Annotated in this window: 19 protein-coding genes; 17 read left to right on the plus strand and 2 right to left on the minus strand. The window is 40.4% G+C overall.

Going from position 1 to position 24,266, the window contains the following annotated elements:
* Positions 1 to 5: 5 nt before the first annotated feature.
* From HQR03_RS05305 to HQR03_RS05380, 16 genes are all read left to right on the plus strand, one after another.
* Positions 6 to 2,003, plus strand: coding sequence for a polysaccharide biosynthesis protein (locus tag HQR03_RS05305; RefSeq protein ID WP_173239422.1), 1,998 nt, complete (start codon positions 6 to 8; stop codon positions 2,001 to 2,003).
* A gap of 8 nt (positions 2,004 to 2,011) precedes the next feature.
* Entirely contained in the window at positions 2,012 to 3,289 is a 1,278-nt protein-coding gene (gene tviB, locus HQR03_RS05310; protein ID WP_173239423.1) for a Vi polysaccharide biosynthesis UDP-N-acetylglucosamine C-6 dehydrogenase TviB, read from the plus strand.
* A gap of 23 nt (positions 3,290 to 3,312) precedes the next feature.
* Complete coding sequence (locus HQR03_RS05315; protein ID WP_173239424.1) at positions 3,313 to 4,347, plus strand: NAD-dependent epimerase/dehydratase family protein; 1,035 nt, start codon at positions 3,313 to 3,315, stop codon at positions 4,345 to 4,347.
* Between the two features lies 1 nt (position 4,348).
* Positions 4,349 to 5,620, plus strand: a complete 1,272-nt coding sequence (locus HQR03_RS05320) for a flippase (RefSeq protein WP_173239425.1) — start codon at positions 4,349 to 4,351, stop codon at positions 5,618 to 5,620.
* 16 nt (positions 5,621 to 5,636) lie between these two features.
* Positions 5,637 to 6,767 carry a CapA family protein gene (locus HQR03_RS05325; RefSeq protein ID WP_173239426.1) on the plus strand — a complete coding sequence of 377 codons (1,131 nt, stop codon included), beginning with the start codon at positions 5,637 to 5,639 and terminating at the stop codon, positions 6,765 to 6,767.
* Between the two features lie 4 nt (positions 6,768 to 6,771).
* On the plus strand, positions 6,772 to 8,007 hold the full coding sequence (locus HQR03_RS05330; protein ID WP_173239427.1) for an O-antigen ligase family protein: 1,236 nt from the start codon (positions 6,772 to 6,774) through the stop codon (positions 8,005 to 8,007).
* Entirely contained in the window at positions 7,988 to 8,884 is an 897-nt protein-coding gene (locus HQR03_RS05335; RefSeq protein ID WP_173239428.1) for an ATP-grasp fold amidoligase family protein, read from the plus strand. Before HQR03_RS05330 ends, HQR03_RS05335 begins: the two co-directional genes overlap by 20 nt.
* 1 nt (position 8,885) lies before the next feature.
* Positions 8,886 to 10,055 carry a glycosyltransferase gene (locus HQR03_RS05340; protein ID WP_173239429.1) on the plus strand — a complete coding sequence of 390 codons (1,170 nt, stop codon included), beginning with the start codon at positions 8,886 to 8,888 and terminating at the stop codon, positions 10,053 to 10,055.
* Positions 10,056 to 11,132, plus strand: a complete 1,077-nt coding sequence (locus tag HQR03_RS05345) for a glycosyltransferase (RefSeq protein ID WP_173239430.1) — start codon at positions 10,056 to 10,058, stop codon at positions 11,130 to 11,132. It begins immediately after the preceding gene.
* Between the two features lie 191 nt (positions 11,133 to 11,323).
* Entirely contained in the window at positions 11,324 to 12,460 is a 1,137-nt protein-coding gene (locus tag HQR03_RS05350) for a glycosyltransferase family 4 protein (protein ID WP_173239431.1), read from the plus strand.
* A gap of 58 nt (positions 12,461 to 12,518) precedes the next feature.
* Positions 12,519 to 13,484 carry an NAD-dependent epimerase gene (locus HQR03_RS05355; RefSeq protein ID WP_336217809.1) on the plus strand — a complete coding sequence of 322 codons (966 nt, stop codon included), beginning with the start codon at positions 12,519 to 12,521 and terminating at the stop codon, positions 13,482 to 13,484.
* A complete protein-coding gene (locus HQR03_RS05360) occupies positions 13,485 to 14,651 on the plus strand; it encodes a nucleotide sugar dehydrogenase (protein WP_173239433.1) in 1,167 nt (388 codons plus the stop codon).
* 84 nt (positions 14,652 to 14,735) lie between these two features.
* Complete coding sequence (locus HQR03_RS05365; RefSeq protein WP_173239434.1) at positions 14,736 to 15,329, plus strand: sugar transferase; 594 nt, start codon at positions 14,736 to 14,738, stop codon at positions 15,327 to 15,329.
* Positions 15,330 to 15,334: 5 nt separating this feature from the next.
* On the plus strand, positions 15,335 to 15,976 hold the full coding sequence (locus HQR03_RS05370) for an acetyltransferase (RefSeq protein WP_173239435.1): 642 nt from the start codon (positions 15,335 to 15,337) through the stop codon (positions 15,974 to 15,976).
* Between the two features lie 63 nt (positions 15,977 to 16,039).
* On the plus strand, positions 16,040 to 17,245 hold the full coding sequence (locus HQR03_RS05375) for a DegT/DnrJ/EryC1/StrS family aminotransferase (protein ID WP_173239436.1): 1,206 nt from the start codon (positions 16,040 to 16,042) through the stop codon (positions 17,243 to 17,245).
* 229 nt (positions 17,246 to 17,474) lie between these two features.
* Positions 17,475 to 19,100, plus strand: a complete 1,626-nt coding sequence (locus tag HQR03_RS05380; protein ID WP_173239437.1) for a long-chain-fatty-acid--CoA ligase — start codon at positions 17,475 to 17,477, stop codon at positions 19,098 to 19,100.
* Between the two features lie 56 nt (positions 19,101 to 19,156).
* Here HQR03_RS05380 and HQR03_RS05385 read toward each other — a convergent pair whose 3' ends face one another.
* Positions 19,157 to 19,900: a siderophore-interacting protein gene (locus HQR03_RS05385; RefSeq protein WP_025653139.1), complete on the minus strand. Its 744-nt coding sequence runs from the start codon at positions 19,898 to 19,900 to the stop codon at positions 19,157 to 19,159.
* A 105-nt stretch (positions 19,901 to 20,005) separates the two neighbouring features.
* On the minus strand, positions 20,006 to 22,213 hold the full coding sequence (locus tag HQR03_RS05390; protein ID WP_173239438.1) for a TonB-dependent siderophore receptor: 2,208 nt from the start codon (positions 22,211 to 22,213) through the stop codon (positions 20,006 to 20,008).
* A 379-nt stretch (positions 22,214 to 22,592) separates the two neighbouring features.
* Between HQR03_RS05390 and HQR03_RS05395 the strand changes: the two genes are divergently transcribed.
* Complete coding sequence (locus tag HQR03_RS05395) at positions 22,593 to 24,110, plus strand: PepSY-associated TM helix domain-containing protein (RefSeq protein ID WP_101210817.1); 1,518 nt, start codon at positions 22,593 to 22,595, stop codon at positions 24,108 to 24,110.
* Positions 24,111 to 24,266 lie beyond the last annotated feature (156 nt).

Genomic DNA, 24,266 nt, shown 5'->3' on the forward strand with positions numbered 1-24,266 from the left:
ATGTTATGTCTATAAAATCAGAGTCTATGGATCCTTATCAGTCAGGCAGTAACCTAAAAAAATGGTTACAGCTTACGGCTCAGTATTTATTATCACTACCGCGTCATGTTAAGCGTGCCATTTTATTAACTGCCGATTTTGTAGTAGCAGTCATCTGCTTATTCTTGGCGCTGGCATTGCGACATGGTTATATTGCTCATCATATTAGTCCAGTTGCCTTATGCTTATATGCGCTTATTCCTATCATCGGCTTATATGTGATTGGGTTTTATAAAGGTATCGCTAGAGGCTTTTTTGATGCGGAAATGGGTAGAGTATCTCTATTATTTATACTACTTATTGTCGTTTATGAAATTATTATTTCTTTAAGTCTTTCTCAGAACCTACCACGCTCAGTCCCTATTATATTTTTATTCTTCTTTTTTGCATGGCTATGGAATAGTAGGCTGACCATTCGCGAGTTATTAACTCGTTGGCAAGGAGGACGTCAACCGCATCGTTTAGAAGATAATTGCGACAATGTCATTATTTATGGCGCGGGGGAAGCTGGTAGAGACTTGCTAGAGGGTTTGAGACACTCCAATAAATACAATGTCGTGGCTTATATTGATGACGATAGGCAACTGACAGGTGCGTATTTATTAGGAAGAAGGATTTATGCCGCTCATGAACTTGAGGACATAGTAGAGAGACTAAAAATAGCGCAGGTGTTTTTGGCCATTCCCTCTCTTAGTCGTACTCGTAGAAGACAAATCATAGATAAGCTGTCGAGCATCTCTATCAAAATTCAAGATCTTCCGAGTTTACAAGAGCTTGCTGATGGCAAGGTCACCGTTAGTAGCATGCGTAAGGTTGATATTTTAGACGTGTTAGATCGGCAGACGGTCGAGCCCGATGCTTACCTCTTGCAGAAGAATATCACTGGTAAATGTGTGCTGGTGACTGGTGCCGGCGGCTCTATCGGTAGCGAGCTGTGCCGTCAAGTAATAAAGAACGAACCAAAATGTCTTGTGCTATATGAGTTGTCTGAATTCGCGCTTTATAGTATCCATCAGGAGCTCATAGCATTACAAGTGATGCACAGCAGCTATCAGAATATTGAAATCGTTGCAGTCATTGGCAATGTCACCAATGAGGACAATCTTGTCAGGATATTCGAGCAATATCACATAAAGACGGTCTATCATGCTGCTGCCTACAAGCATGTGCCTTTAGTTGAGCACAATCCCTTTGAAGGTGTTATTAATAATACTAAAGGTACTTATCACTGCGCGCGTGCGGCGATTGCAGCAGATGTAGAGACCTTTGTGCTCATCTCTACCGATAAGGCAGTTAGACCTACCAATGTCATGGGGGCGACCAAGCGGTTGGCTGAGCTGGTCTGCCAAGGGTTGAGTAAGACTAGCGGTAGCACCCGTATTAGTATGGTGCGTTTTGGCAATGTATTAGGCTCGTCTGGCTCGGTCGTGCCAGTATTTACCAAGCAAATAGAAGAAGGTAAGCCAATCACGGTTACTCATCCTGATGTCACTCGTTATTTTATGACCATTCCAGAGGCGTCGAATTTGGTCATACAAGCTGGGGCAATGGCAACTGGTGGTGAGGTATTCGTCCTTGATATGGGTGAACCGGTAAAAATCGTCGATTTGGCACGTAGAATGATTCATCTTAGTGGTCATGAAACCAAAACAGCTGACAATCCTGATGGTGATATAGAGATTGTCTTTACGGGGCTGAGGGTAGGAGAGAAACTCTATGAAGAGCTTATCATCGGTGAGGACAATATTGAAAATACAGAACATCCGCTCATCATGCAGGCAATGGAGCACAGCTTCCCATTAGATGATATAGAAGAGACATTGTGCGAACTGAGTCATAGAGCCAAAAAGCATGATGTGATATGGCTAAAAGAGCAGTTTAAGTACTTTGTAGCAGGGTATCAAGAAAGCCCTAATACTGAGACTTTAGAATCTAAGACAAAACTCACTGAAAAGATTGTTTAATAGGAAAGATGATGGACATCAATAATATAAGAATCGCCGTTATTGGTCTTGGGTATGTAGGATTGCCTTTAGCGGTTGAGTTTGGCAAGCAGCATTCGGTCGTGGGTTTTGATATCAATGCCAGTCGTATTGCTGCTTTGATAGCGGGTAGCGATCATACTTTAGAGGTTAGTGACGAAGAATTAGCTGAAGCGACACATTTGCGCTACAGCTCAGACATTCAAGTGCTGAAAGACTGTAATTTCTTTATCGTAACAGTACCCACACCCATCGATGACTTTAAGCAGCCTGATTTGACACCATTGATCAATGCCTCAAAGGCGATTGGTACATTACTAAAAAAAGACGACATCGTCGTTTATGAGTCGACAGTCTATCCTGGCGCGACCGAAGAAGTCTGTATCCCAGTATTAGAAAAAGTATCTGGATTAACCTTCAACCAAGATTTCTATGCGGGCTACAGTCCAGAGCGTATCAATCCAGGTGATAAAGAGCATCGCGTGACCAATATTTTAAAGGTTACGGCAGGCTCTACCCCTGAAGTCGCTAGCTTCGTCGATCAGGTATATAACTTAATCATCACCGCCGGCACTCATAAAGCACCAAGTATTAAAGTCGCAGAAGCTGCAAAGGTCATCGAGAATACCCAACGAGATGTCAATATTGCCTTGATTAATGAGCTGGCAGTTATTTTTAATAAAATGAACATAGATACCGAAGCGGTGCTCACGGCGGCAGGTACTAAGTGGAACTTTTTACCGTTCCGTCCGGGTTTGGTCGGTGGACACTGTATCGGTGTTGACCCTTATTATTTAACTCATAAGGCACAGGCTATCGGCTACAATCCTGAGATTATATTAGCGGGTCGACGTTTAAATGACAGTATGAGTGAGTATGTCGTCACCCAATTGGTTAAGACCATGATTAAAAAGCGCATACAAGTAGAGGGTGCCAAGGTTTTAATCTTGGGATTAAGTTTCAAAGAAAACTGTCCCGACGTGCGTAATACTAAGATCATCGATATTGTCCATGAGCTACAAGAATATAACATCGAGGTCGATGTTTATGATCCTTGGATAGATGCGAATGAGGCTCAGCGAGAATACGATATCACGCCTATCTCTCAACCATCATCACATCAATATGACGGTATTATTTTAGCAGTTGCTCATCAGCAGTTTGTAGAGATGGGTATAGAGAGCATTAGAGCATTCGGTAAAAGTAATCATGTTCTCTACGATTTAAAGTATGTTTTCACTAAAGAAGACACTGATATCCGCCTATAAATCTATAAAAAATACGGAAAGTAATGGTTATGACGTCAACTGCATATGAAAAAGTTCAAAAAGTACTAATTAACGAGCCAAAAACATGGTTGATTACTGGGGTAGCAGGATTCATTGGCTCTAATTTACTAGAAGAGCTATTGTTACTAAATCAAAAAGTAGTCGGTCTAGATAACTTCGCGACGGGTTTTCAGCATAATCTAGATGAAGTACAGGGTTTGGTAAGCAAAGATCAGTGGCAGAACTTTACCTTTATAGAGGGTGATATCTGTGAGCTAGCCGATTGCGAGCAAGCATGCGCAGGTGCTGATTATGTGCTGCATCAAGCGGCGCTCGGCTCAGTACCGCGCTCTATTGCTGATCCAATCAACACCAATCACACTAATATTTCAGGCTTCTTGAATATGCTAGTGGCTGCTCGCGATGCTCAGGTAGCTAGCTTTACCTATGCGGCGAGTAGCTCAACGTATGGCGATCATCCAGCATTACCAAAAGTCGAGGATGCTATTGGTAATCCGTTATCACCCTATGCGGTGACTAAATATGTCAACGAGCTGTATGCAGATGTATTTGCTCGTACTTATGGCTTTAAGACGATCGGTTTGCGTTATTTCAATATCTTTGGTAAACGACAAACACCTGATGGCGCATACGCAGCGGTAATCCCAAAGTGGACGGCTGCTATGATCGCAGGTAATGAGGTATTTATCAATGGTGATGGCGATACCAGTCGCGACTTCAATTTTATTGAAAATGCGGTGCAGGCTAATATCTTGGCAGCGACTGCTACTGAAGAAGCCAAGAACCAAGTATACAATGTAGCTGTGGGTGGCCGTACCACTCTTAATACGCTGTTTTCAGCATTGAAAGAGCATTTAGAAGCTAATGGCGTTAGCTATACTCAAGCCCCGGTCTATCGAGATTTTAGAGCAGGGGATGTGCGTCATAGTCAGGCTGATATTAGCAAAATACAGAATGCGTTAGGCTATGAGCCACAATTTGATATCATTCAAGGGATTGAGAAAGCGATGCCTTGGTATAAAAGGTTTTTTGAGTAGAATGATAAGTAAAATAAAAAAACTAAAAAATCGTCTCCAAAAAAGTAAAGATGGTAGCGCTCTAGCTAGTAATTTCGGCTACTTAATGCTTTTGCAAATAGCCGGTTATGTATTTCCTCTAATTACTATTCCCTATTTAGCACGAGTTATTGGTGTAGAAGGCTTTGGTAAAATTGCTTTTGCAGCAGCAGTCGTTGTGTGGTTTCAAACGATTACAGATTGGGGCTTTAACTACACAGCTACACGTGATGTAGCTCAAAATAGAGATAACCCAAACAGAGTATCAGAGATTTTCTCTAATGTTCTTTGGTCAAAAATACTTTTAATGTTTTGCTCATTTTTCTTGCTTATGGGGCTAATTATTACAATTCCTTATTTGAGAGAAAATCAAGCGATTTTGCTAATTACATTTTTAATGGTGCCGGGGAATATTTTCTTTCCGGATTGGTTTTTTCAAGCAATGGAGAGAATGAAATATATAACTATCTTTAATTTAATATCCAAAATATTATTTACATTATTAGTTTTTATCTTTATCAAAGAAAAATCTGATTTTATTTTACAGCCATTATTTATCTCTCTGGGCTCTGTAGTATCTGGAATATTTGCTATGTATATAATAATAGTGAAGTGGAAGGTAAAGCTCATTCGTCCAAACCGCAGCAGTGTTTTTAACACAATAAAAAACAGCACAGATGTTTTTATAAACAACATAGTCCCCAATTTTTACTATGGGTTTTCTACTATTTTATTGAGTTTTTGGGGTGGTAATGCCTCTGTAGGGTTGCTAGATGCTGGACGTAGGTTTTTATCCATAAGTGAGAAGTTTTTACAAATTGTATCGCGCGTATTTTTTCCTTTTTTATCAAGAAGGTCAGACAAACATAATACTTATGTGAAGATAAACTTCTCGATTGCAGCCTTGTTTTTTTTAGTCTTATTTTTAGCGGCACCTATACTAATTAAACTATTTTACACACCTGAATTTTATCCTGCCGTAATAGCACTACAAATAAGTTCATTCTCTATCTTATTTCTATCTTTGAGAAATATTTATGGGATAAACTATTTAATAGTTAGAGGTTATGAAAAAGAGGCACGAAATATCATGTTAGTTACCTCATTTATAGGCTTTACATTATCATTTCCTTTGATTTATTTCTTTGATTTTATAGGCGCAGCTATTACTGCAATATTAGTACATGGAATTCAAGGACTCAGCATGATGTACAAAGCAAAAAAAATTGAAAAACAATCAATCGTCTTGACTTAAAAGAGTATATATCAATATGAAGTTCCTAATTACTGGTGATTTAGTCGTCAATCAAAGCTACAGCGCATTAGATAATATTGAGCAAGAGCTTATCAACTTATTTGCGAAGTCCGACTGCAATATAGTTAACTTAGAAGCACCTGTTACTGATAGTGAAGCAAAAATTTTAAAATTAGGGCCACATTTGAAGTCTAATAAAGCAAGTACCTTTGATGTTTTTAAGAAATTAAACATACATGTAGCTGCGCTTGCTAATAATCATATTAAAGATTACGACGAAGAAGGTGTGTTAGATACTATAGATTTTTGCCACCAAAACGCTATTAAAACTATGGGTGCGGGCAGAAATCTTGAAGATGCTTCGGAAACATTTGTACTAAACACACCAGAGGGCTCAGTAGCGATTGTTAATATCGCGGAAAATGAATGGGCTAGTGCTGGCCACGGAAGTGCTGGTGCTAATGGCATGAATTTAATTAAAGATATGCGTAAAATTCAACAAGCAAAACAAAAGTATGATTTTGTGTTTGTAGTGGTGCATGGCGGACATGAGTATTACAACTTGCCAAGCCCAAGGATGCAAGAGCAATATCGTTTTTACATAGATGAAGGTGCTGATTTAGTTGTTGGGCACCATACTCACTGTATTAGTGGCTATGAAGAATATAACGGTAAAATAATTTACTATAGTTTAGGTAATTTTTTATTTACTAAGCAAAGCCCACATTCTGATTGGTATCAGGGTCTTATTTTAGAGGTTGAGTTATTAAATAACGAATTAAAAACTAACTTACATTCTGTTTCTATGGAGGAGACAAGTTTTAAGCTTGCTTTAAGTGAGGGTGAAAGTAAAATAAAAGTCTTAAGTCGAATTGAAGCTTATAGCGAAATAATTTCTGATAGTAGTAAACTAAAAACAAGTTGGATTGAATATGTAAATGAAAAATCAGATAGTTACTCATCAGTTTGGAGTATTCTTAGTTTTATTGAAAATCGTATTATACGAGGCGTTTTAAGACGCTCACCTATACAGTTTTCAAAAGTTCAAGGTTGGAAAAAAAGCCTAAATTTTATGAGGTGTGAGGCTCATCGTGACTTATCTTGTGCCACTTTAAAGCTATCTTTAAATAAAGCATATAAGAAATAAAGTTATGAGAAGCATACCAGAAAAAATAACCTTAACTTTTCTATATCTTTTTGTTTGCTCTCTTGGTTTTGAGTATTGGGATAAGGTAAATGTTTATAATGGTATGACCTTACCAAGATTACTTGCTATTCTTTATGTTACTTTTTCAATGCTTAATATTTTTTCAAAAAAGTTTAATATTAAATTCGAAAATAAAGTTTCGTTAAGGCCAGCTATTTTTCTACTATTCGTTTGGTGGTTTATTTTATTAGGAGAGATTGTTACTCACATTAAAGGAAATTCTGCCTTAATTAGTATGAATCTTACTTTTCTTCAAACTATTATTCTATTCGTTTTCATTCGGCTTGATGTTGGTAAGGCAGAAAAAAATAAAGAAATGCTACTGCTTAGTTTTTGCACAGGTGTTTTTTTGATTTTTATATTAATAAATTTAGGTATCGGCATTCAATCAGGTCGTGAACTTGAAGACGTAGAAGCGTTAGAAAATGTCAGGCGAGTATGGTTCATGGGGTTAAATCCAAATACATTGGGAGGTCTAGCAGCAATATCATTCGTATTGTGTTTGTATTTCCTTATAATTAAAATTAAAGAGAACAAGTTTTGGTTATTTTTGAGCATACCATTAATGGCTTATCCTATATTGATTATGTTCTCGGGATCTGCTGGTGGTTTTATAGCATTATTTTTAGGAGTGGGCTTTTTATTTTATCAGCGCTGGTTACAATTTTACAAAGCCCCATATTATTTATTGCTTGGTACCCCACTGTTAATTTTTTTGACATATTTTATACTTAGTGGAAATGAAACAATTGCCACAAAAATATCAGGGCTCTTTGATGGCGAAGCATCTGGTCGTTTTGCTCTTTGGAAGGCGGGGCTAAGTATTATCAACGAACATATGGTTTTTGGTCTGGGTGGGCAACACAATACTAGTAAATATTTTTTACAGCTGAATATCCCTCAAGATACAGCACATAATGTGTTTATAGATGTCTTTCTGTTTGGCGGTATTTTTGCTTTTTTTGCTTTTTTAATATTCTTTTTTTATATGTTTAAGTTAGTAAAAAAATATCCAAATAAAGATAGGATAGCACTAGATCTGGCTTTGTTGATTTGTGTGATTTTTATTATGTCAAAGTCAGGAGGAGGGCTAACACTTAAGTACTGTTGGGTATTACTAGCAATCATTGGTATTGGATATACAGGTGGTAGAGGTAAATATGTTTCTAAAACTAATTAAAAAGCGTGACAGAGCGGCGGTAAAACTTCTTTATACACTGTCACCAGTTATTCCTAACAAGATCTATTTAAAGGTTTTGTTTCGATTAAAAACAGGGTATTCACTTAATTTAAAAACCCCAAGAACTTTTAATGAAAAACTTCAGTGGTTAAAGCTTAATTACTACGATGAAAACTTGCCACAGCGCGTAGATAAGCAAGGTTATAAAGAATGGGCTAAAGGTATTGTCGGTGAGCAATATTTGCCTGAAACATATAGTGTCTGGGATACCTTTGAGCAAATAGAGTGGAGTAAATTACCTGATCAATTTGTATTAAAGACGACACATGATCAAGGTGGTGTTGTTATTTGTAAAAACAAAAAAGAATTTGATTTTGAGGCTGCACAGAAAAAACTTAATAAACATCTAAAAAGTAACTTGTACTACCGGTTTAGAGAGTGGCCGTATAAATATGTTAAGCCAAGAATTATGGCTGAAGAGCTTCTAGTTGATAGTGAAAAGGGAGATCTTTGGGACTTCAAGTTTTATTGTTTTAATGGTGTTCCCAAAGTTATGTATATTTCATTAGGACGCTCATCTGAGCACACCCCTTTCTATTTCTTCGATATGAATTTCAAGAAATTAGACATAATTCGACCAGGCCATGAGCCATATGGCGATATAATTGAAAAGCCTCTGGCTTGGGAGTTGATGAAAGAATTGGCAGGTAAGTTATCAACTGATCAGCCTCATGTTAGAATCGACTTTTATTGCATTGAAGAGAAAATATTTATAGGTGAATATACTCTCTTTCAGGGTGGTGGCATGATGCCGTTTAAACCCAAAGATTGGGACTTTAAATTAGGCGATTTTATTAATTTACCTTTGGATCTTTAAGTTGAATATTCTTTTTATAACTTCTTACCCCTCTAATTTCTCGCCCTCAGACTCTATCTTTGTTTATCGCTTAGTTCAGGAGTTAATCGCTTTAGGGTGCAATATCACTATTATTGCACCACAACAATGGCGGTCTAAACGCAATGTATTGTGCGAACGATCTGGTAAGAAAAATTATGGTTTTGAAGGTGCTACAGTATACCGGCCAAAATACTTCGATTTTCCTAATCGTATAAGGTTAGGTGGTTTATCAGCAGGCCGCTTGAATGCTCTAACTTATAAGTGGGCAGTTGAGCGAATTGTAAAGAATTTATACTTTAAACCCGATGTTGTTTATACTCATTTTTTATATCGCGGTGGTCCTGCAGCAATAGGCATTGCGAAGGATTTTGCCATACCTGCGGTTGTAGCATTAGGTGAATCCAGTATGGAAAAGCATGAAGATATCTTTACCAAAAACGCCATGCAAAAAACAATGGAACAGTTTTCTGCTATTATCAGTGTTTCAGAAAAAAACAAACGTTATTGTATAGAGCAATTTGATATATCGCCACAAAAAATATCAATTATACCTAATGCGATAAATCCCTCTATTTTCTACCCGCGTGACAAGCAGATGGTGCGCGAGGAACTTGGTATTCCTGATGATGCATTTATTGTAGCTTTTACAGGACACTATATAGAAAGAAAAGGCCCATTACGTTTACTTCAAGCTATTGAGAAAATCCCCAAAGATAAGAAAGTTTTTGGAGTGTTTATTGGTAGTGGGGAACAAGAGCCAACTGGCGATCGAGTATTATTTAAAGGGCGTTTAAAACAAGAAGAAGTGGCTGAAATGTTAAGCTCAGCCGATGTATTTGCGCTGCCTACTTTAAATGAAGGCTCTTGTAATGCGGTTGCAGAGGCAATGGCATGCGGCTTGCCTATTATAAGCTCTGATATAGAGGCTATAAAAGAGCAGGTTAATGAGTACAATGCTATATTGGTAAATCCGAAAGATATCGATGAAATTTCCAAAGCAATTGAAATACTTTGTGGTGATAAAGTGTTGTTGAGTAAAATGAGCAATGAGTCTATAGCTTTAAGTGCTGGAAACTCTTTATCACTAAGAGCATATAAGATTAAAGAGTTATTGAATGGTATTATTAAAAGCTACAATCAATGTTTGTAAGTGAGAAATAAAGTGCATATTGTTTATTTTTGTGACTTTGACCTAAGCAATCCTACTGGTGGGAAACATCGTGCCACTAAACAAAAGATAGAAGCGCTTCAAAGAAAATCTAATCAGTTTAAGGCTTTTTACTTAACTAAACCGGGGCACTTTTATAAAGTTTTTTTTGGCATTTCGTTGGATGTTCAATGTGCACTTTATCTGCTAAAGCACAGACCTGATGCGCTGATCGCTCGTGGTGGATCTAATTACTTATCTTTGTTTGTCACTAAATTTTTGGGTATAAGGACAGCACGTGAAGTTCATGGTGTTTTTTCTAATGAGATAAACCTATTGCCTCATAAAGGCTTGAGATTAAAGCTCATTGTATTGATTACTAAGTTTTATTCCAAACTAGATGATTTGGCTGATATCAGAATATTTAATCACCCTTTTGTTTATGAGCATTATAAAAAACAGGAAAGAACACAACCGTTTGATCTTGTGTGCTATAACGGCTTTTCTACAGGTGCAGCTGCTCCCATAAATAAAGAGCAATCAAGAAAGAAGTATGGTCTTAAAGCTAACCAGAGGTACTTAGCTTTTACTGGTTCTGTATCGGAATGGCATGGTGTTGAATATCTTGTTTCACTGCAACAAGAGTTTAACCGACATGGTGATAATATTACAATCGTTGTTGCTGGTGGAAGTATGGCCGAATATGATTCTAATGGGCTATGCATAAACGTGAGCCCCTTAAACGAAGTTGGTTGTAGTGAAATCATTACAGCATCTGACGCGTGCTTGTTGCCAGTAAAAAACAACCGTATAAGCCCAGGTAGTCCACTTAAGCTTTATGACTATATAGCCCATAAAAAATATATTTTTGCTCAAGATATAGCCGGTTATTCGGATGAGGTAGAAAGGTACGATGTTGGTTGTACAGTAAACTTTGCTGACGCGGCTTCAACAAGACTAGCAATAGCTAACTTTTTTAAGATAAAGAAGCAGTATGATGATATGTACGAGGATAAACCAGTCACTTGGGATGACCGGATTTTAAATTGGCTTGATAATATTAAAGCCTCTTTAGTATAGTGGGTTTTATGAGCACAGAATTATTTAGTTATGATGTTTACAGCTTACGCGCATACGCAGCCTTAGCTGTCCTGCTTTTTAATTTTAGTCTGTTTGGTTTAATTATTAGTTTTATTAGCATTATTTTTGGCTACCTATGAAAATAAAAATTGGTATCAATGTTTGTGCAAGTTTTCGAGGCTGAATAACGTATGAAATTTCTAATCCTTGCCAGTCTTGCTGGCTCTCTTACAGGCTTCCGCAAACCTTTAATTCAAGCACTTGTGTCTCAAGGGCTTGAGGTCCATGCTACTGCTCCTGAATTACTTGACAATAAGAAAATCATTTCCGAACTCTCTGCTATGGGTGTAACTTGCCACGATGCACCATTGTCGCGTACTGGCATGAATCCAGTATCCGACTTAAAAACTCTGTTTGCGCTGCATCGTTTAATGAAAAAGATAAAGCCAGACTATTTTTTGGGTTATACCATTAAACCAGTTATTTATGGCAACTTAGCCGCAACGTTGGCAGGTGTACCATATCGTTTTGCACTGATTACTGGCTTGGGCTATACCTTTATTGATGGGCAGAGTCTTAAGCGTAAATTAGCGAGTAAGCTTGCTCATGTTTTATATAAAGCAGCGCTTTCAAAAACGCATAAAGTTTTTTTCCAAAACCCCGATGATGAAGCCTTGTTTAGGCAGCTTGGTCTACTGCCAATCAATATTCCTTCCGTTGTGGTAAACGGTTCAGGAGTACCTGTGCATGAATACCCCAACACTCCTGTATCTAATTATGAACAGCCAACGTTCTTATTAATCGCACGTTTGCTTGGTGATAAAGGTGTACATGAATATGCCGCCGCTGCGCAAATAGTAAAGCGGCAATATCCGCAAGTTGAATTTGGCTTGGTCGGGCGCACAGATATGAATCCTAACTCCATAAGCCAAAATGAATTGGATAGTTGGGTAAACAATAATGTGTTAGTAGCTTATGGTCAGCAGAGCGATGTAAAGCCATTTATTGCAGCGTGTTCGGTATATGTTTTGCCTTCGTATCGCGAAGGCACGCCTCGAACAGTATTGGAAGCGATGTCTATGGGACGCGCTATTATTACCACCGATGCACCAGGCTGCCGCGAAACAGTAATCGATGGCGACAATGGTTTCTTAATCGCTGTTAAAGACTCAGACGCACTAGCAGAGGCTATGTTGAAGTTTATTAAGCAACCAGAGCTTATTGTCAGAATGGGTAAACGCTCCCGTGAAATGGCAGAGCAGAAATACGATGTTCATAAAGTCAATCATCATATGCTAAGCGAAATGGGTATAATATCTGTACGTTAATGAGTTTCAAGCTGTGCTTCTCTAAAGAAGGTGCATTTAAATGTCGAATCATTCAAAAATAAAATATTTAGTTACAGGTGCTGCCGGTTTTATTGGTTTTTATACTACTAAACGTTTATTAGAGCAAGGTCATCAAGTTGTGGGTTTAGATAACCTTAATGATTACTATGAACCTGAACTTAAGCAGTACCGCCTTGCTCAGTTAACCCCTTTTGAAAACTTTACCTTTACTGAATTAGATTTAGCCAATCGTGAAGGTATTGCTGCGTTATTTGCTGCCGAAGAGTTTGATCGTGTGATTCATTTAGCTGCTCAGGCTGGTGTGCGTTACTCTATTGAAAATCCTTTTGCTTATGTGGATAGTAATTTAGTGGGTATGATGACTATTCTTGAAGGTTGTCGTCATAATAAAGTGCAGCATTTAGTTTATGCCTCGTCTAGTTCTGTTTATGGCATGAACGATAAAACTCCTTTCAGTGAAGAAGATCAAGTAGATAACCCAGTATCACTGTATGCAGCTACTAAAAAATCCAACGAGTTGATGGCACATAGCTACGCTAAACTCTATAGATTGCCAGTGACTGGTTTGCGTTTTTTTACCGTTTATGGGCCTGCAGGGCGTCCAGATATGGCGCCTTGGTTGTTTACTGAAGCGATTTTGAAAGGGGAGCCTATTAAGGTATTTAACCATGGCAAAATGATGCGCGACTTTACCTATATCGACGATATAGTCGAAGGTGTCATTCGTATTCAAGACGTAATACCTACAGATGCGATTCCTTATAGTTTATTTAATATCGGAAATAACGAACCTATTCAATTATCACGTTTTATTTCTGCTATTGAAACCGCAACTGGTCAATTGGCAGAAAAAATCATGTTGGATATGCAGCCGGGTGATGTCGAGCGTACCTATGCCGATACAGCACGGTTAGAGGCAGCGGTAGGCTATAAACCGCAAACTGAAATTGAGCATGGCATTCAGCAGTTTGTAAATTGGTATAAAGACTATAGAGGTATTTAAATGAAAATTGCTATTGCTGGAACAGGGTATGTGGGTCTCTCTAATGCTATGCTTTTAGCTCAACATAATGAAGTCGTTGCAGTAGATATCGTCCCAGAAAAAATTGACCTACTCAATGCTAGAAAGTCACCCGTTGAGGATGCTGAGATTCAGTCCTTTTTGGACAGTGATACAATCAATTTTGTAGCGACTTTAGATGCTAAGGCTGCCTATAGTGATGTTGACTTTGTAATTATCGCCACGCCTACTAATTATGATTCACAAACTAATTATTTTGATACCAAAAGCATTGAAGCTGTTATTGCTTCCGTAATTGCTATTAATCCTGAAGCTGTAATGATTATTAAATCTACAGTACCTGTAGGTTATACAGAAGAAGCCAAAAAAACTTTCAACACTTCAAACCTGATTTTTTCTCCTGAATTTTTACGTGAAGGTAGAGCACTATACGATAATTTACACCCGTCACGTATTATTATAGGTGAGAGCTCTGACCGTGCGCGACAATTTGCTGAGCTATTATTGCAAGGCGCGATCTCGAAAGATGTCGATATGTTGTTCATAGGCAATACAGAAGCTGAAGCTGTTAAATTATTTTCTAATACTTATCTAGCAATGCGAGTGGCTTATTTTAATGAGCTTGATAGTTACGCTGAGTCGTCAGGCTTAGACAGTAGGCAAATTATTGAAGGTGTTGGTTTAGACCCTCGCATCGGCAATCATTATAACAACCCCTCGTTTGGTTATGGTGGATATTGCCTACCCAAAGATACAAAACAGCTATTAGCTAACTATCAGCAAGTGCCAAATAACATCATCCGAGCTATTGTAGATGCTAATCGTACTCGTAAAGATTTTATCGCAGAATCTGTACTAAAGAGAAATCCGAAGATAGTGGGTGTGTATCGGCTAATTATGAAAACCGGTTCAGATAACTTTAGATCCAGTGCTATGCAGGGCGTAATGAAACGTATAAAAGCCAAAGGAATCGAAGTCATTGTATATGAGCCGGTGCTAGATGATGAACAGTTTTTTGGTTCACGTGTCATCAAAGACTTGTCAGATTTTAAGCGAGAGTCTGATGTTATTCTCACTAATCGACTAGCAGTGGAATTGGAAGATGTCGCTGATAAGGTCTTTACGCGTGATTTATTTGGTAATGATTAAGATATAAATTATTTAAATAAATACATTAGCACTTGTTATTTACTCTCAATCAATAAATATTTATTTATTAAATTAGGTTCAACAATGATAAAACGCCTATTTGACATCACAGCCGCTACAACTGCATTGGTTATTTTATCTCCTGTGTATGCTCTCACTGCTTATAAAGTCAGTAAAAACCTAGGCTCGCCAGTACTGTTTCGTCAAACGCGCCCCGGACTAAATGGCAAACCGTTTGAAATGATTAAGTTTCGCTCGATGAAAGATGCGACAGATGCAGATGGTAATCCTCTAGAGGATAGTGAACGTCTCACATCATTTGGTAAGAGATTGCGCAATAGTAGTCTCGATGAACTGCCCGAGCTATGGAACGTAGTTAAGGGTGACATGAGTCTTGTCGGTCCGCGTCCATTATTGATGGAGTATTTGCCATTATATAGTGACGAGCAAGCTAGACGTCATGATGCACGCCCAGGTATCACAGGTCATGCTCAAGTCAACGGGCGTAATGCTATCGGTTGGGATGAAAAGTTCAAACTAGATACGTGGTACGTGGACAACCAGTCATTATGGTTAGATATTAAGATACTATTTAAAACAGTCAAAAAAGTGCTGATTAAAGACGGTATTAGTGCTGATGGCGAAGCCACCATGAATAAGTTCACAGGAAACAAGTAATCAGTATGCAGAAATTAATTGGTATTTATGGTGCAAGTGGATTTGGTCGAGAAGTATTACCTTTAGTCCGTGAACAGTATGTAGCTGCTCAACTTTGTTTTGTAGATGATGGTTCGCAAGAAAGTGAGCTTAATGGTTATTCAATTTATAACTATAAAGAGTATTTAGAGTTACCACACACAGATAAATCGGTAGTTTTCGCAATTGCAGATAGTAAAGTGCGAGAAGTTCTAGAAACTAAATGCAGCCAAGACAACGTGATAATTCTATCTGTAAAAGCATCTAACTCTGTGGTATTAGATAGTGTTGAGATTGGTGAAGGGGCTATATTATGTCACTTTACACATTTGACGTCGAATATCAAAATTGGTAAACAATTTCACGCTAATATTCATAGTTATATTGCTCATGATTGTACAATCGGTGATTATGTTACTTTTGCACCTCAAGCTGGCTGTAATGGCAATGTTCATATTCATGACCATGCTTACATTGGTGCAGGTGCTATTATCAAGCAAGGCACGCCTGAAAAACCTTTAATTATAGGTAAAGGTGCGGTTGTTGGTATGGGCGCAGTAGTGACCAAAGATGTTCCTGCTGGAGCCGTGGTAGTAGGTAACCCTGCTAGGCCACTACATAAAACATAGTTATTTTATAATCCGTTAGTCGCTGTTTATCAGCCGTTATGACGAATAACCTTTGAGGCATATATGCTAAACACTCCGTTTTCACCTTGGCCCAGTTTTACGCAACAAGAGGCCGATGCCGTCAGCCAAGTATTGTTATCCAATAAGGTCAACTACTGGACAGGGCAAGAGTGTCGTCAGTTTGAGCAAGAGTTTGCGGACTGGTCAGACAGTGAGTATGCGATTGCGCTGGGTAATGGTACCTTAGCATTAGACGTTGCCTTACAAGCGCTAGAGATTGGTGCAGGCGATGAAGTCATCGTCACCCCGCGTACCTTTATTGCCAGTATCTCATCGGTCATTAATGCTGGAGCGACGCCTGTCTTTGCTGATGTCGATGAAGCAACGGGTAATATCACACCTGAGTCGATCGCGGCGGTATTGACGGATAAGACCAAAGGTATTGTGTGCGTACATTTGGCAGGCTGGCCTTGTGATATGGATGGCATCATGGCGCTGGCGGATAAGCATAATCTATACGTGATAGAGGACTGCGCGCAGGCACATGGCGCGACCTACAAAGGTCGGAGTGTCGGCAGTATCGGGCATATCGGGGCGTGGAGCTTTTGCCAAGACAAGATCATGACCACGGGCGGTGAGGGCGGTATGGTCACGACCAATGACGAGCAGCTATGGCGCAAAATGTGGGCGTATAAGGACCATGGCAAGAGCTATGCGGCTGTCTATGAAACAGAGCATCCACCAGGCTATCGTTGGTTGCATGAGAGCTTCGGTACTAACTGGCGTATGACCGAGATGCAAGGCGTGATCGGGCGTATTCAGTTAGACAGAATGGGTGATTGGACCGCCAAGCGTACTGCCAATGCCCAAGCGATATTAGATGCATGCGCTGGTTGGGAAGCAAAAGGCTATCTGTCGGTACCAAGATTAGAGACGTCTGCCCAGTTTTCAGACTCTAAACATGCGTACTATAAACTCTACGTCTATGTACGGCCAGAGAATCTACCTGATGGTTGGTCACGCGACCGTATTATTCAGGAGATCAATGATCAAGGTGTGCCTTGCTTCTCTGGCTCAGCTTCAGAGGTCTATTTAGAAAAAGCCTTTGATCATACAGGGTTACGCCCAGCGTCTAGATTGCCAGTGGCAAAGCAATTGGGTGAGACCAGCTTGATGTTTTTGGTTCATCCAACATTGACGACAGCAGAGATAGAGCAAACGGTACAGGCTATTGATAGTGTGTTTGGCGCAATAGCTGAGAGACGTTAACCTATAAATTATGAATACAATGGACATTTTCTGTGCTGACATGTGGTAGAAAACTACATGTTGCTAAGCGTTTTAAAGCTTACGCTATATGATAGAGATGCTTGCATTCTTTATTACTATTTGAGTAAATTAAAATCTTTTTAACCGTTCAGATTTGCGTATACTGATAATGCTCCATATATAAAATATGCCCACGGACGAGCACTAAAATCAATATAAGGATATTCAGATGCTAGGAAAAATGATGTATCAGCCGCTGCTGATTAGCAGCCTCATTGAGCACGCCGCCCAATATCATGGTGATACCGCTATCTTGTCAAAAGAAGTTAATGGCGAGATGACCAAGAGTGATTGGCTGACTGTCTCCAACAACTCAAAACGTTTGGCAAATGCACTACAAGCACTGGGTCTGAAGCTATCAGAGCGCATCGCAACCTTGGCATGGAACAATCGCCGTCACCTAGAAGCGTGGTACGCAATATCGGGTAGCGGTATGATTTGCCATACTATCAATCCCCGTCTATTCCCCGAACAGCTTGCCTATATCATTAACGATGCAGATGATCAGGCTTTGTTCTTCGACATTACTTTTTTGCCGCTGATTAGCGCCATTAAAGAGCATATCAAAGGCATTAAGCATTTTATTTACTTGGGCGATAGGGACGAAAAAGTCTTAGAGCAGTTGCCGAATGCTCTGTTCTTTGATGAATTGTTGGCAGATAATAGCCCTGATTTTGACTGGCCGCAGTTTGATGAAAAGCTGGCAAGCTCACTCTGTTATACCTCAGGGACGACAGGCAATCCCAAAGGCATCTTGTACTCTCATCGCTCCTCAGTCCTGCATGCGATGGCTTTGTGTATGCCGGATGTGTCCTCGTTATCTGCCCAAGATGTCTTGCTACCAGTCGTGCCGATGTTCCATGTCAACGCGTGGGGCACACCTTATGCCGCTGCTCTGACGGGCTGCTCTTTGATACTGCCTGGCCCCAATCTTGATGGAGACAGCTTGGTGTCTGTCATTGATGACTATAAAGTGACGGTGGCTTTGGGCGTGCCAACTATTTGGCAAAGTTTGCTAACCGCTGCCAAAAACAGAGGCAGTAAGCTGGACAGTATGACGCGTACGATCGTCGGCGGTGCAGCATGTCCGCCATCAGTCATCAAAACCTTTAGAGAAGACTTTAATTGTGATGCGATACATGGTTGGGGCATGACCGAGACCAGTCCACTTGGCACGATGAATCAGATAAAAGCCAAGCACAAATCACTCAGTAAAGAAGAGATTAACGAGCTGCGTAAATCGCAAGGTCGCCCTCCTTATGGTGTCAAGATACGTCTGATGGATACGGAACAAAAAGACCAGCCAGTTGCTGAAGATGGTGAGTCACAAGGGCGCTTGCAGATTCGCGGGCATTGGGTCATTGATGATTATTTCACTGAAAATAAAGATGCCATCACTGCCGATGGCTGGTTTGATACCGGTGATATCGCTACGATTGATGGCGATGGTTATATGAATATCCGTGACCGCTCAAAAGATTTGATCAAATCAGGAGGCGAGTGGATATCTTCTGTGGAACTAGAAAACATCGCTGTGGAGCACCCAGAGGTTAAGATGGCCGCAGCGATTGCAGCGACCCATAAGCAATGGGGCGAGCGTCCAGTGTTGATTGTCGTCAAAGAAGCGGATTCGGCAGTCGATGAAGCGCAAATTCTTGAGTTCTACCAAGGTAAAGTGGCCAGTTGGCAAATACCTGACAAAGTCGTCTTTGTCGATAATATCGTGCTCAACGGCGCAGGGAAAATGATGAAAAATAACTTACGTGATGAGCATGGTGATGTCTTGCTTGCTTAATCATATTTTTTATGAAAAAGTCCGCAAATAAGCGGACTTTTTTTATTTAACGTGCTTTATTCTAGACTTTCGGCATCATTGCGTTTCACAATTTTATGCTGATCTTCTGTGCTATCGACTTTCCAGTAGCTGGATATGTATAAATGCGTTTTTGGTATTGGACGCTCTACTTTAAAGTATTGACGTAGGGCGCGCATACTATGGAATTCACATGCCGCCCAGACCGCAGGTTGCCCTGCTAGCCAAGTAAGCGTTTTAGTATGTTCAAGTAATGGGCTGCTTTCTGCATTTGGATGTGCGTTTATTACCCAATGAATGTCAACGTTGTCTGGTTTTTTAAGTAGTTGCTTATCTGCTTCAGTGCTCACCTCAAGGACTGCATAGCCGCGTGCGTCCGCAGGTAGTTGGGCAAGATTGACGGTAATCGCCGGCAGCGCTGTCATGTCACCGATCAATAAAAACCACTCTGCCTCATTATTAATCAGCTTCTTTGGTCCAGGGCCGCCTACCCATATTTGCTCACCCACTTGGGCGTTACGTGCCCATGTTGAAGCAGGGCCTTCTGTCTCATGCAGCGCAAAATCGACATCTATCTCATTATCACGCTGGGCGCTGACAGTATAGGTGCGCATCAATGGTCGAGTGTCATCGCCTTGAGAAAACATCAGCTTGATATAAGCACTTTCTTGATCTGCTGGAAAATCAGTCAGTTCAGCACCGCCAAATGTGACGCGGCACATATGTGGCGTGATGTATTTGGTCTGAATGACTTCAAGCAATCTTGGATTGGGTTTTGCCATTTTAATACTTCCTTTCATTCCATTGTTTAATACCATAATGCATCATTCGAGAGAAAGCCAATCTATAAGACTGACATTCTCTGGTAATTGTAAGTCCTACATTGCCTAAAAATGGGCTTTTAGGCTGACGGACATTTGGCGTTCAGACCCCATCCAGCAGTTATTAATATCATAACAAGCGCCGATGTAGGTCTTATCAAACAGATTGTTGATACTCGCGCCGACAGTGAGCATCGGATTGATTTGATAATTGCCGCCGATATCTACCAAAGTCACGCTTGGCAGCGCATCTGAATTTTGTTTGTCAAGTTGCATACCGCCTTCATAGCGCACGCCAGCATTGAGTGTCAGTTTGTCTGTGGCGTAATAGTCTGTCCAAAGTGTGGCTTTATGCTTTGCCGTTTGTGCTGGGGTGTTGCCGATCACATCAGGGTTGAATTCATCCTCTGTAATCTCAGCATCGGTATAGCTGTAGCTTGCATTGATATCTACCCAGTCATTGAGCATGTGGCTGCCTGAAACTTCAAACCCTTTGGACGTAATTTCACCCGTTTGTGTTTGACTTCTATAGTTGATTTCGTCAGCCACCACTACATTTTTTTGGGTGATATCAAATACTGCTAATGTCCCTTGTGTGGCGCGATCGGCGGAGAGATATTTGACACCAGCTTCTAGTTGATCGGCGGTGGTGGGTCTGAAGGCTTCATTGGTAATGAAATTACTGCCAACGACTGGCTGAAAAGACTGAGAATAGCTGGCATAAGGCGATAGTCCATTATCAAAGTCATAGATAGCTGCGAGACGACCACTGGTTTTCGAGGCATCATTGTCAATAGTTTGATCACTATAGATGGCACCTTCAGAAGCCTTTGTCTGCTTAGTGATACTATCAAAATTATCGTGACGTAAGCCGGCTACTATCGTCAAATCTTGCCATTTCATCTCATCCTGTACATAAAACCCAAGCTGGCTTTGTTCGATGTCTTCATCTTGACGATAAGCGTCTAAAGGCAACATATCGGCATTGATTTTCGAAAAATCTGGGTTAGACAAATCAAGGTTTGGCGTGCCGTCCGCGCCAGCATCATAATAGGTGGCGGTGCTGTCTGTTTCTTGATACTCAATACCAAATAACAGGTTATGGGAGGTATTGGTAGTATCCAGCTGATAAGCAAGCTGATTGTCAGTGGTCCAGTTGTTCATACTTTCATCAGTGGTGTAGGCCACACGGTTTAGTATTTTGTCACTGCCGCTTACAAACCCGCTGTTGTACATATTACGCTGCTGCGCGTCGGCATCGGTATAGCGCAGAATGTGCTTGAACGTCAACTTATCATTGATGTCCCAGTTCACTGTGACACTGGGCATGAATACTTCTTTGCTAAAGCGATTCCATTTGTCACCCGCATAAGCATCACTGCTCAGTTTTCCATAGCTGGCATTATAGACAGTGCCAACGGCAGGTAGCGGAGTGGAGGGCACCATCTCTGGATCATCTTGATAAAACAGATTGGCAAGGACGGACACATCCTCTGTAGGTTGCCAGTCCAATGACGGATTGATCAGCGTGCGTTCTTCTTCTGTGGTCTGCATCTGCCCATCTTTTTTGCGTTTTAATGCCACTAGACGATAATTTAGCGTGTCTGAGATAGGTCCTGTGGTATCGACAGCCACTTCTTTTAAGTCTTGATTGCCGAGTCGCAGCTGCACTTCAGACGCTTGGGTGCTTTTGGGGGTTTTAGCGACTTGATTGACCATGCCACCTGGGGATGCATAACCATAAAGCGAGGATGCTGGTCCTTTTACCATTTCGACTGCTTCTGTTGCGTAAATATCGACTTGTGGCATCAGGTTCCAAGCACCATCGTAGGGCAGTCTTAAGCCATCATAAAAATTGGAGTAAGTTTTAAAACCGCGAATGTTGTATTCGTCAAAGATCGATACGGTACCGCGACTTTCAGCACTCACCCCTGGCTCATAACGTAATGCAGCATTGACACTGTCTGCTTGGCGTTTTTGCAGTAATGCTTGATCGATTCTTGTATAGCTCATGGGCGCATCATTGGGATCTAATGCAGTTTTTGTACCTGTACTGCGATAGCTGTCGGCATAGACAGTAATGCTATCTAAGATGGCTGATGGTGTCGCAGTCTCATCAACATCATTATCAACGTCGTTCTCTACACTATTTTCGATGTTATTCGGTATCGTCTCAGCGTAAGCGGCGTGACTCAGACCCATTGCCAATCCCAGTTGCACGGCGAGTGTTAAACGTTTTTGACGAATGGATGTAGACGTTGAGATAAAACGCATCATAGCTCCTATAAATTATTATGAAATACTAAAAATTAAAAAAGGAATAATAACATTAATGATTATCATTATCATAAAAAATTTACAAATAAAGAGTTTTTGGAGATATTGTATGCAATAGAGCGATGCATACATCGTCAAAATGTATTGTATGTATGCTCTAAATTGGTGTGAGTCAAACAGATTTATATAGACTAAAAATATCTAATATGATGATAATTTCTTACTATAAACGATGGTGTTTAAATCAGTTTCCTCGTATGATACAGCCGTCTATTTGAAATCAACTTTGAGATCAATAAGTGGACAGGATTTATTAAAATTCTTGATAGATTTAGGTTATTCATTGAGCAACCAGAGATTGTTAAAGGTCATATTTATGAACAGAGGCACCCATCAACCAACTAACAATCAACGCTATTTTACGGTATGGCGCTGGCATTTTTATGCAGGCATGTTTGTCGCTCCTTTTTTAGTTATTTTGGCGTGTACAGGGCTTGGGATGATACTCATGTCTAACACCTCAGGGCGAGACAATGACCGTGTGACTGTGCCTACCCCAGAGTCGATGGTGCAAGCACCTGTCGCTACCCAAGCCCCTATCTCCACTCAAGCTAAGAACGCGCTCAACACGCTGCCCGATAGCACATTGGTAAAATACATTGCTCCTCGTGAGAACAATACGGTGGCCTTGTTTCAGGTGGTGTCAGAAGGGCATGACAATATGGTGTCGGTGAATCCTTACACGGCCGATATTGTTGACAGCATACCTACTAATAGTAGTTTGTATAACACTTTTGATGCTATTCATAGTGATTTGCTATTGGGTAAAGTCGGTGACTATATCCAAGAAACCACGGCCTCCTTGACTATTTTAATGATTTTAACGGGATGGTATCTGTGGTGGAAAAAACGTAAATCTTTCAAAGCCATGTTGGTTCCTGATGACAATACCACGCTGAAGAAAAAACGCCCATTTTTTCGAACCATCCATGCGACGCTAGGCAGTTGGATATCTATTGTGTTGTTATTTTTCTGCATTTCAGGCATGGCGTGGGCTGGTATTTGGGGCGAGCGAGTCGTGCAGGCATGGAGCCAATTTCCCGCAGGTAAGTGGGGCGTTGCGCCCATACCGCTTTCAATTGACCCCAGCCATAAACACCATGCTGGTATGGATATGACTAACGCCGCGCCGCACGTTCATGGTGCATCACCAGCCGTGGCTCCCACACATGGTGATGTATTAAACACGGGCAGTACCAAAGATGTACCTTGGGTGCTTGAGTTGACACCGATGCCCGTATCAGGGACGACCATGGGTAAGAATGGTATCGCGCCAAATATACCTATTATGATTGATACGGTGGATCGCTTTGTCCGTGAAATTGGTTTTGAAGGACGTTATCAGATGAATCTACCTCAAGGCTCGACTGGGGTATGGACGATTAGCCAAGATTCCATGAGCTACGATATGAAGAGCCCAACCGCGGATCGTACCGTACATATCGATCGTTATTCGGGTAAGGTTTTAGCAGACATTCGCTTTAATGATTACAATCCCTTTGGCAAATTCATGGCAGCAGGTGCCGCTATTCATATGGGTACGCTGGGATTATGGAGCGTGCTTGCCAACGTTTTATTTTGCCTATCGGTCATTGCTATTTCTGTGAGCGGTTATGTTATGTGGTGGCAACGCCGTCCACGTCATTCCAGTGAAAAAGTGGGGCTAAACCCACCAGCACGCGGTCAAAGTTTTTCTATCTGGTGGCCGTTTGCAATTCCCTTACTGCTTGTGTCTATTATTTTTCCAACCGCAATTATTGCTATTATCGTCATAGGATTATTGGACTTTTTGGTGATATCGCGTGTTGGATTTCTACAGAAACTATTAAAATAAAAAATCGACTCTTGCTTGTGATGAAAAAATGGGTGTCTTCTAGAAGACACCCATTTTTTAGCCTTATTGCTCTATTCTTAAATATTTATGCTTCAGACCATATGTATACCATTTCCAAAAATTTGGGTAGCAAGGAAGAGGAGTGCAAGTACTATT

The organism is Psychrobacter okhotskensis (assembly GCF_013248965.1).
Lineage (GTDB): Bacteria > Pseudomonadota > Gammaproteobacteria > Pseudomonadales > Moraxellaceae > Psychrobacter > Psychrobacter okhotskensis.

What these genes read in the sequence shown, in the direction of transcription:
- HQR03_RS05305 (WP_173239422.1), top strand. Translation starts at nt 6, where the DNA reads ATGTCTATAAAATCAGAGTCTATGGATCCTTATCAGTCAGGCAGTAAC.
- tviB (WP_173239423.1), top strand. Translation starts at nt 2,012, where the DNA reads ATGATGGACATCAATAATATAAGAATCGCCGTTATTGGTCTTGGGTAT.
- HQR03_RS05315 (WP_173239424.1), top strand. Translation starts at nt 3,313, where the DNA reads ATGGTTATGACGTCAACTGCATATGAAAAAGTTCAAAAAGTACTAATT.
- HQR03_RS05320 (WP_173239425.1), top strand. Translation starts at nt 4,349, where the DNA reads ATGATAAGTAAAATAAAAAAACTAAAAAATCGTCTCCAAAAAAGTAAA.
- HQR03_RS05325 (WP_173239426.1), top strand. Translation starts at nt 5,637, where the DNA reads ATGAAGTTCCTAATTACTGGTGATTTAGTCGTCAATCAAAGCTACAGC.
- HQR03_RS05330 (WP_173239427.1), top strand. Translation starts at nt 6,772, where the DNA reads ATGAGAAGCATACCAGAAAAAATAACCTTAACTTTTCTATATCTTTTT.
- HQR03_RS05335 (WP_173239428.1), top strand. Translation starts at nt 7,988, where the DNA reads ATGTTTCTAAAACTAATTAAAAAGCGTGACAGAGCGGCGGTAAAACTT.
- HQR03_RS05350 (WP_173239431.1), top strand. Translation starts at nt 11,324, where the DNA reads ATGAAATTTCTAATCCTTGCCAGTCTTGCTGGCTCTCTTACAGGCTTC.
- HQR03_RS05360 (WP_173239433.1), top strand. Translation starts at nt 13,485, where the DNA reads ATGAAAATTGCTATTGCTGGAACAGGGTATGTGGGTCTCTCTAATGCT.
- HQR03_RS05365 (WP_173239434.1), top strand. Translation starts at nt 14,736, where the DNA reads ATGATAAAACGCCTATTTGACATCACAGCCGCTACAACTGCATTGGTT.
- HQR03_RS05370 (WP_173239435.1), top strand. Translation starts at nt 15,335, where the DNA reads ATGCAGAAATTAATTGGTATTTATGGTGCAAGTGGATTTGGTCGAGAA.
- HQR03_RS05375 (WP_173239436.1), top strand. Translation starts at nt 16,040, where the DNA reads ATGCTAAACACTCCGTTTTCACCTTGGCCCAGTTTTACGCAACAAGAG.
- HQR03_RS05380 (WP_173239437.1), top strand. Translation starts at nt 17,475, where the DNA reads ATGCTAGGAAAAATGATGTATCAGCCGCTGCTGATTAGCAGCCTCATT.
- HQR03_RS05385 (WP_025653139.1), bottom strand. Translation starts at nt 19,900, where the DNA reads ATGGCAAAACCCAATCCAAGATTGCTTGAAGTCATTCAGACCAAATAC.
- HQR03_RS05390 (WP_173239438.1), bottom strand. Translation starts at nt 22,213, where the DNA reads ATGCGTTTTATCTCAACGTCTACATCCATTCGTCAAAAACGTTTAACA.
- HQR03_RS05395 (WP_101210817.1), top strand. Translation starts at nt 22,593, where the DNA reads ATGAACAGAGGCACCCATCAACCAACTAACAATCAACGCTATTTTACG.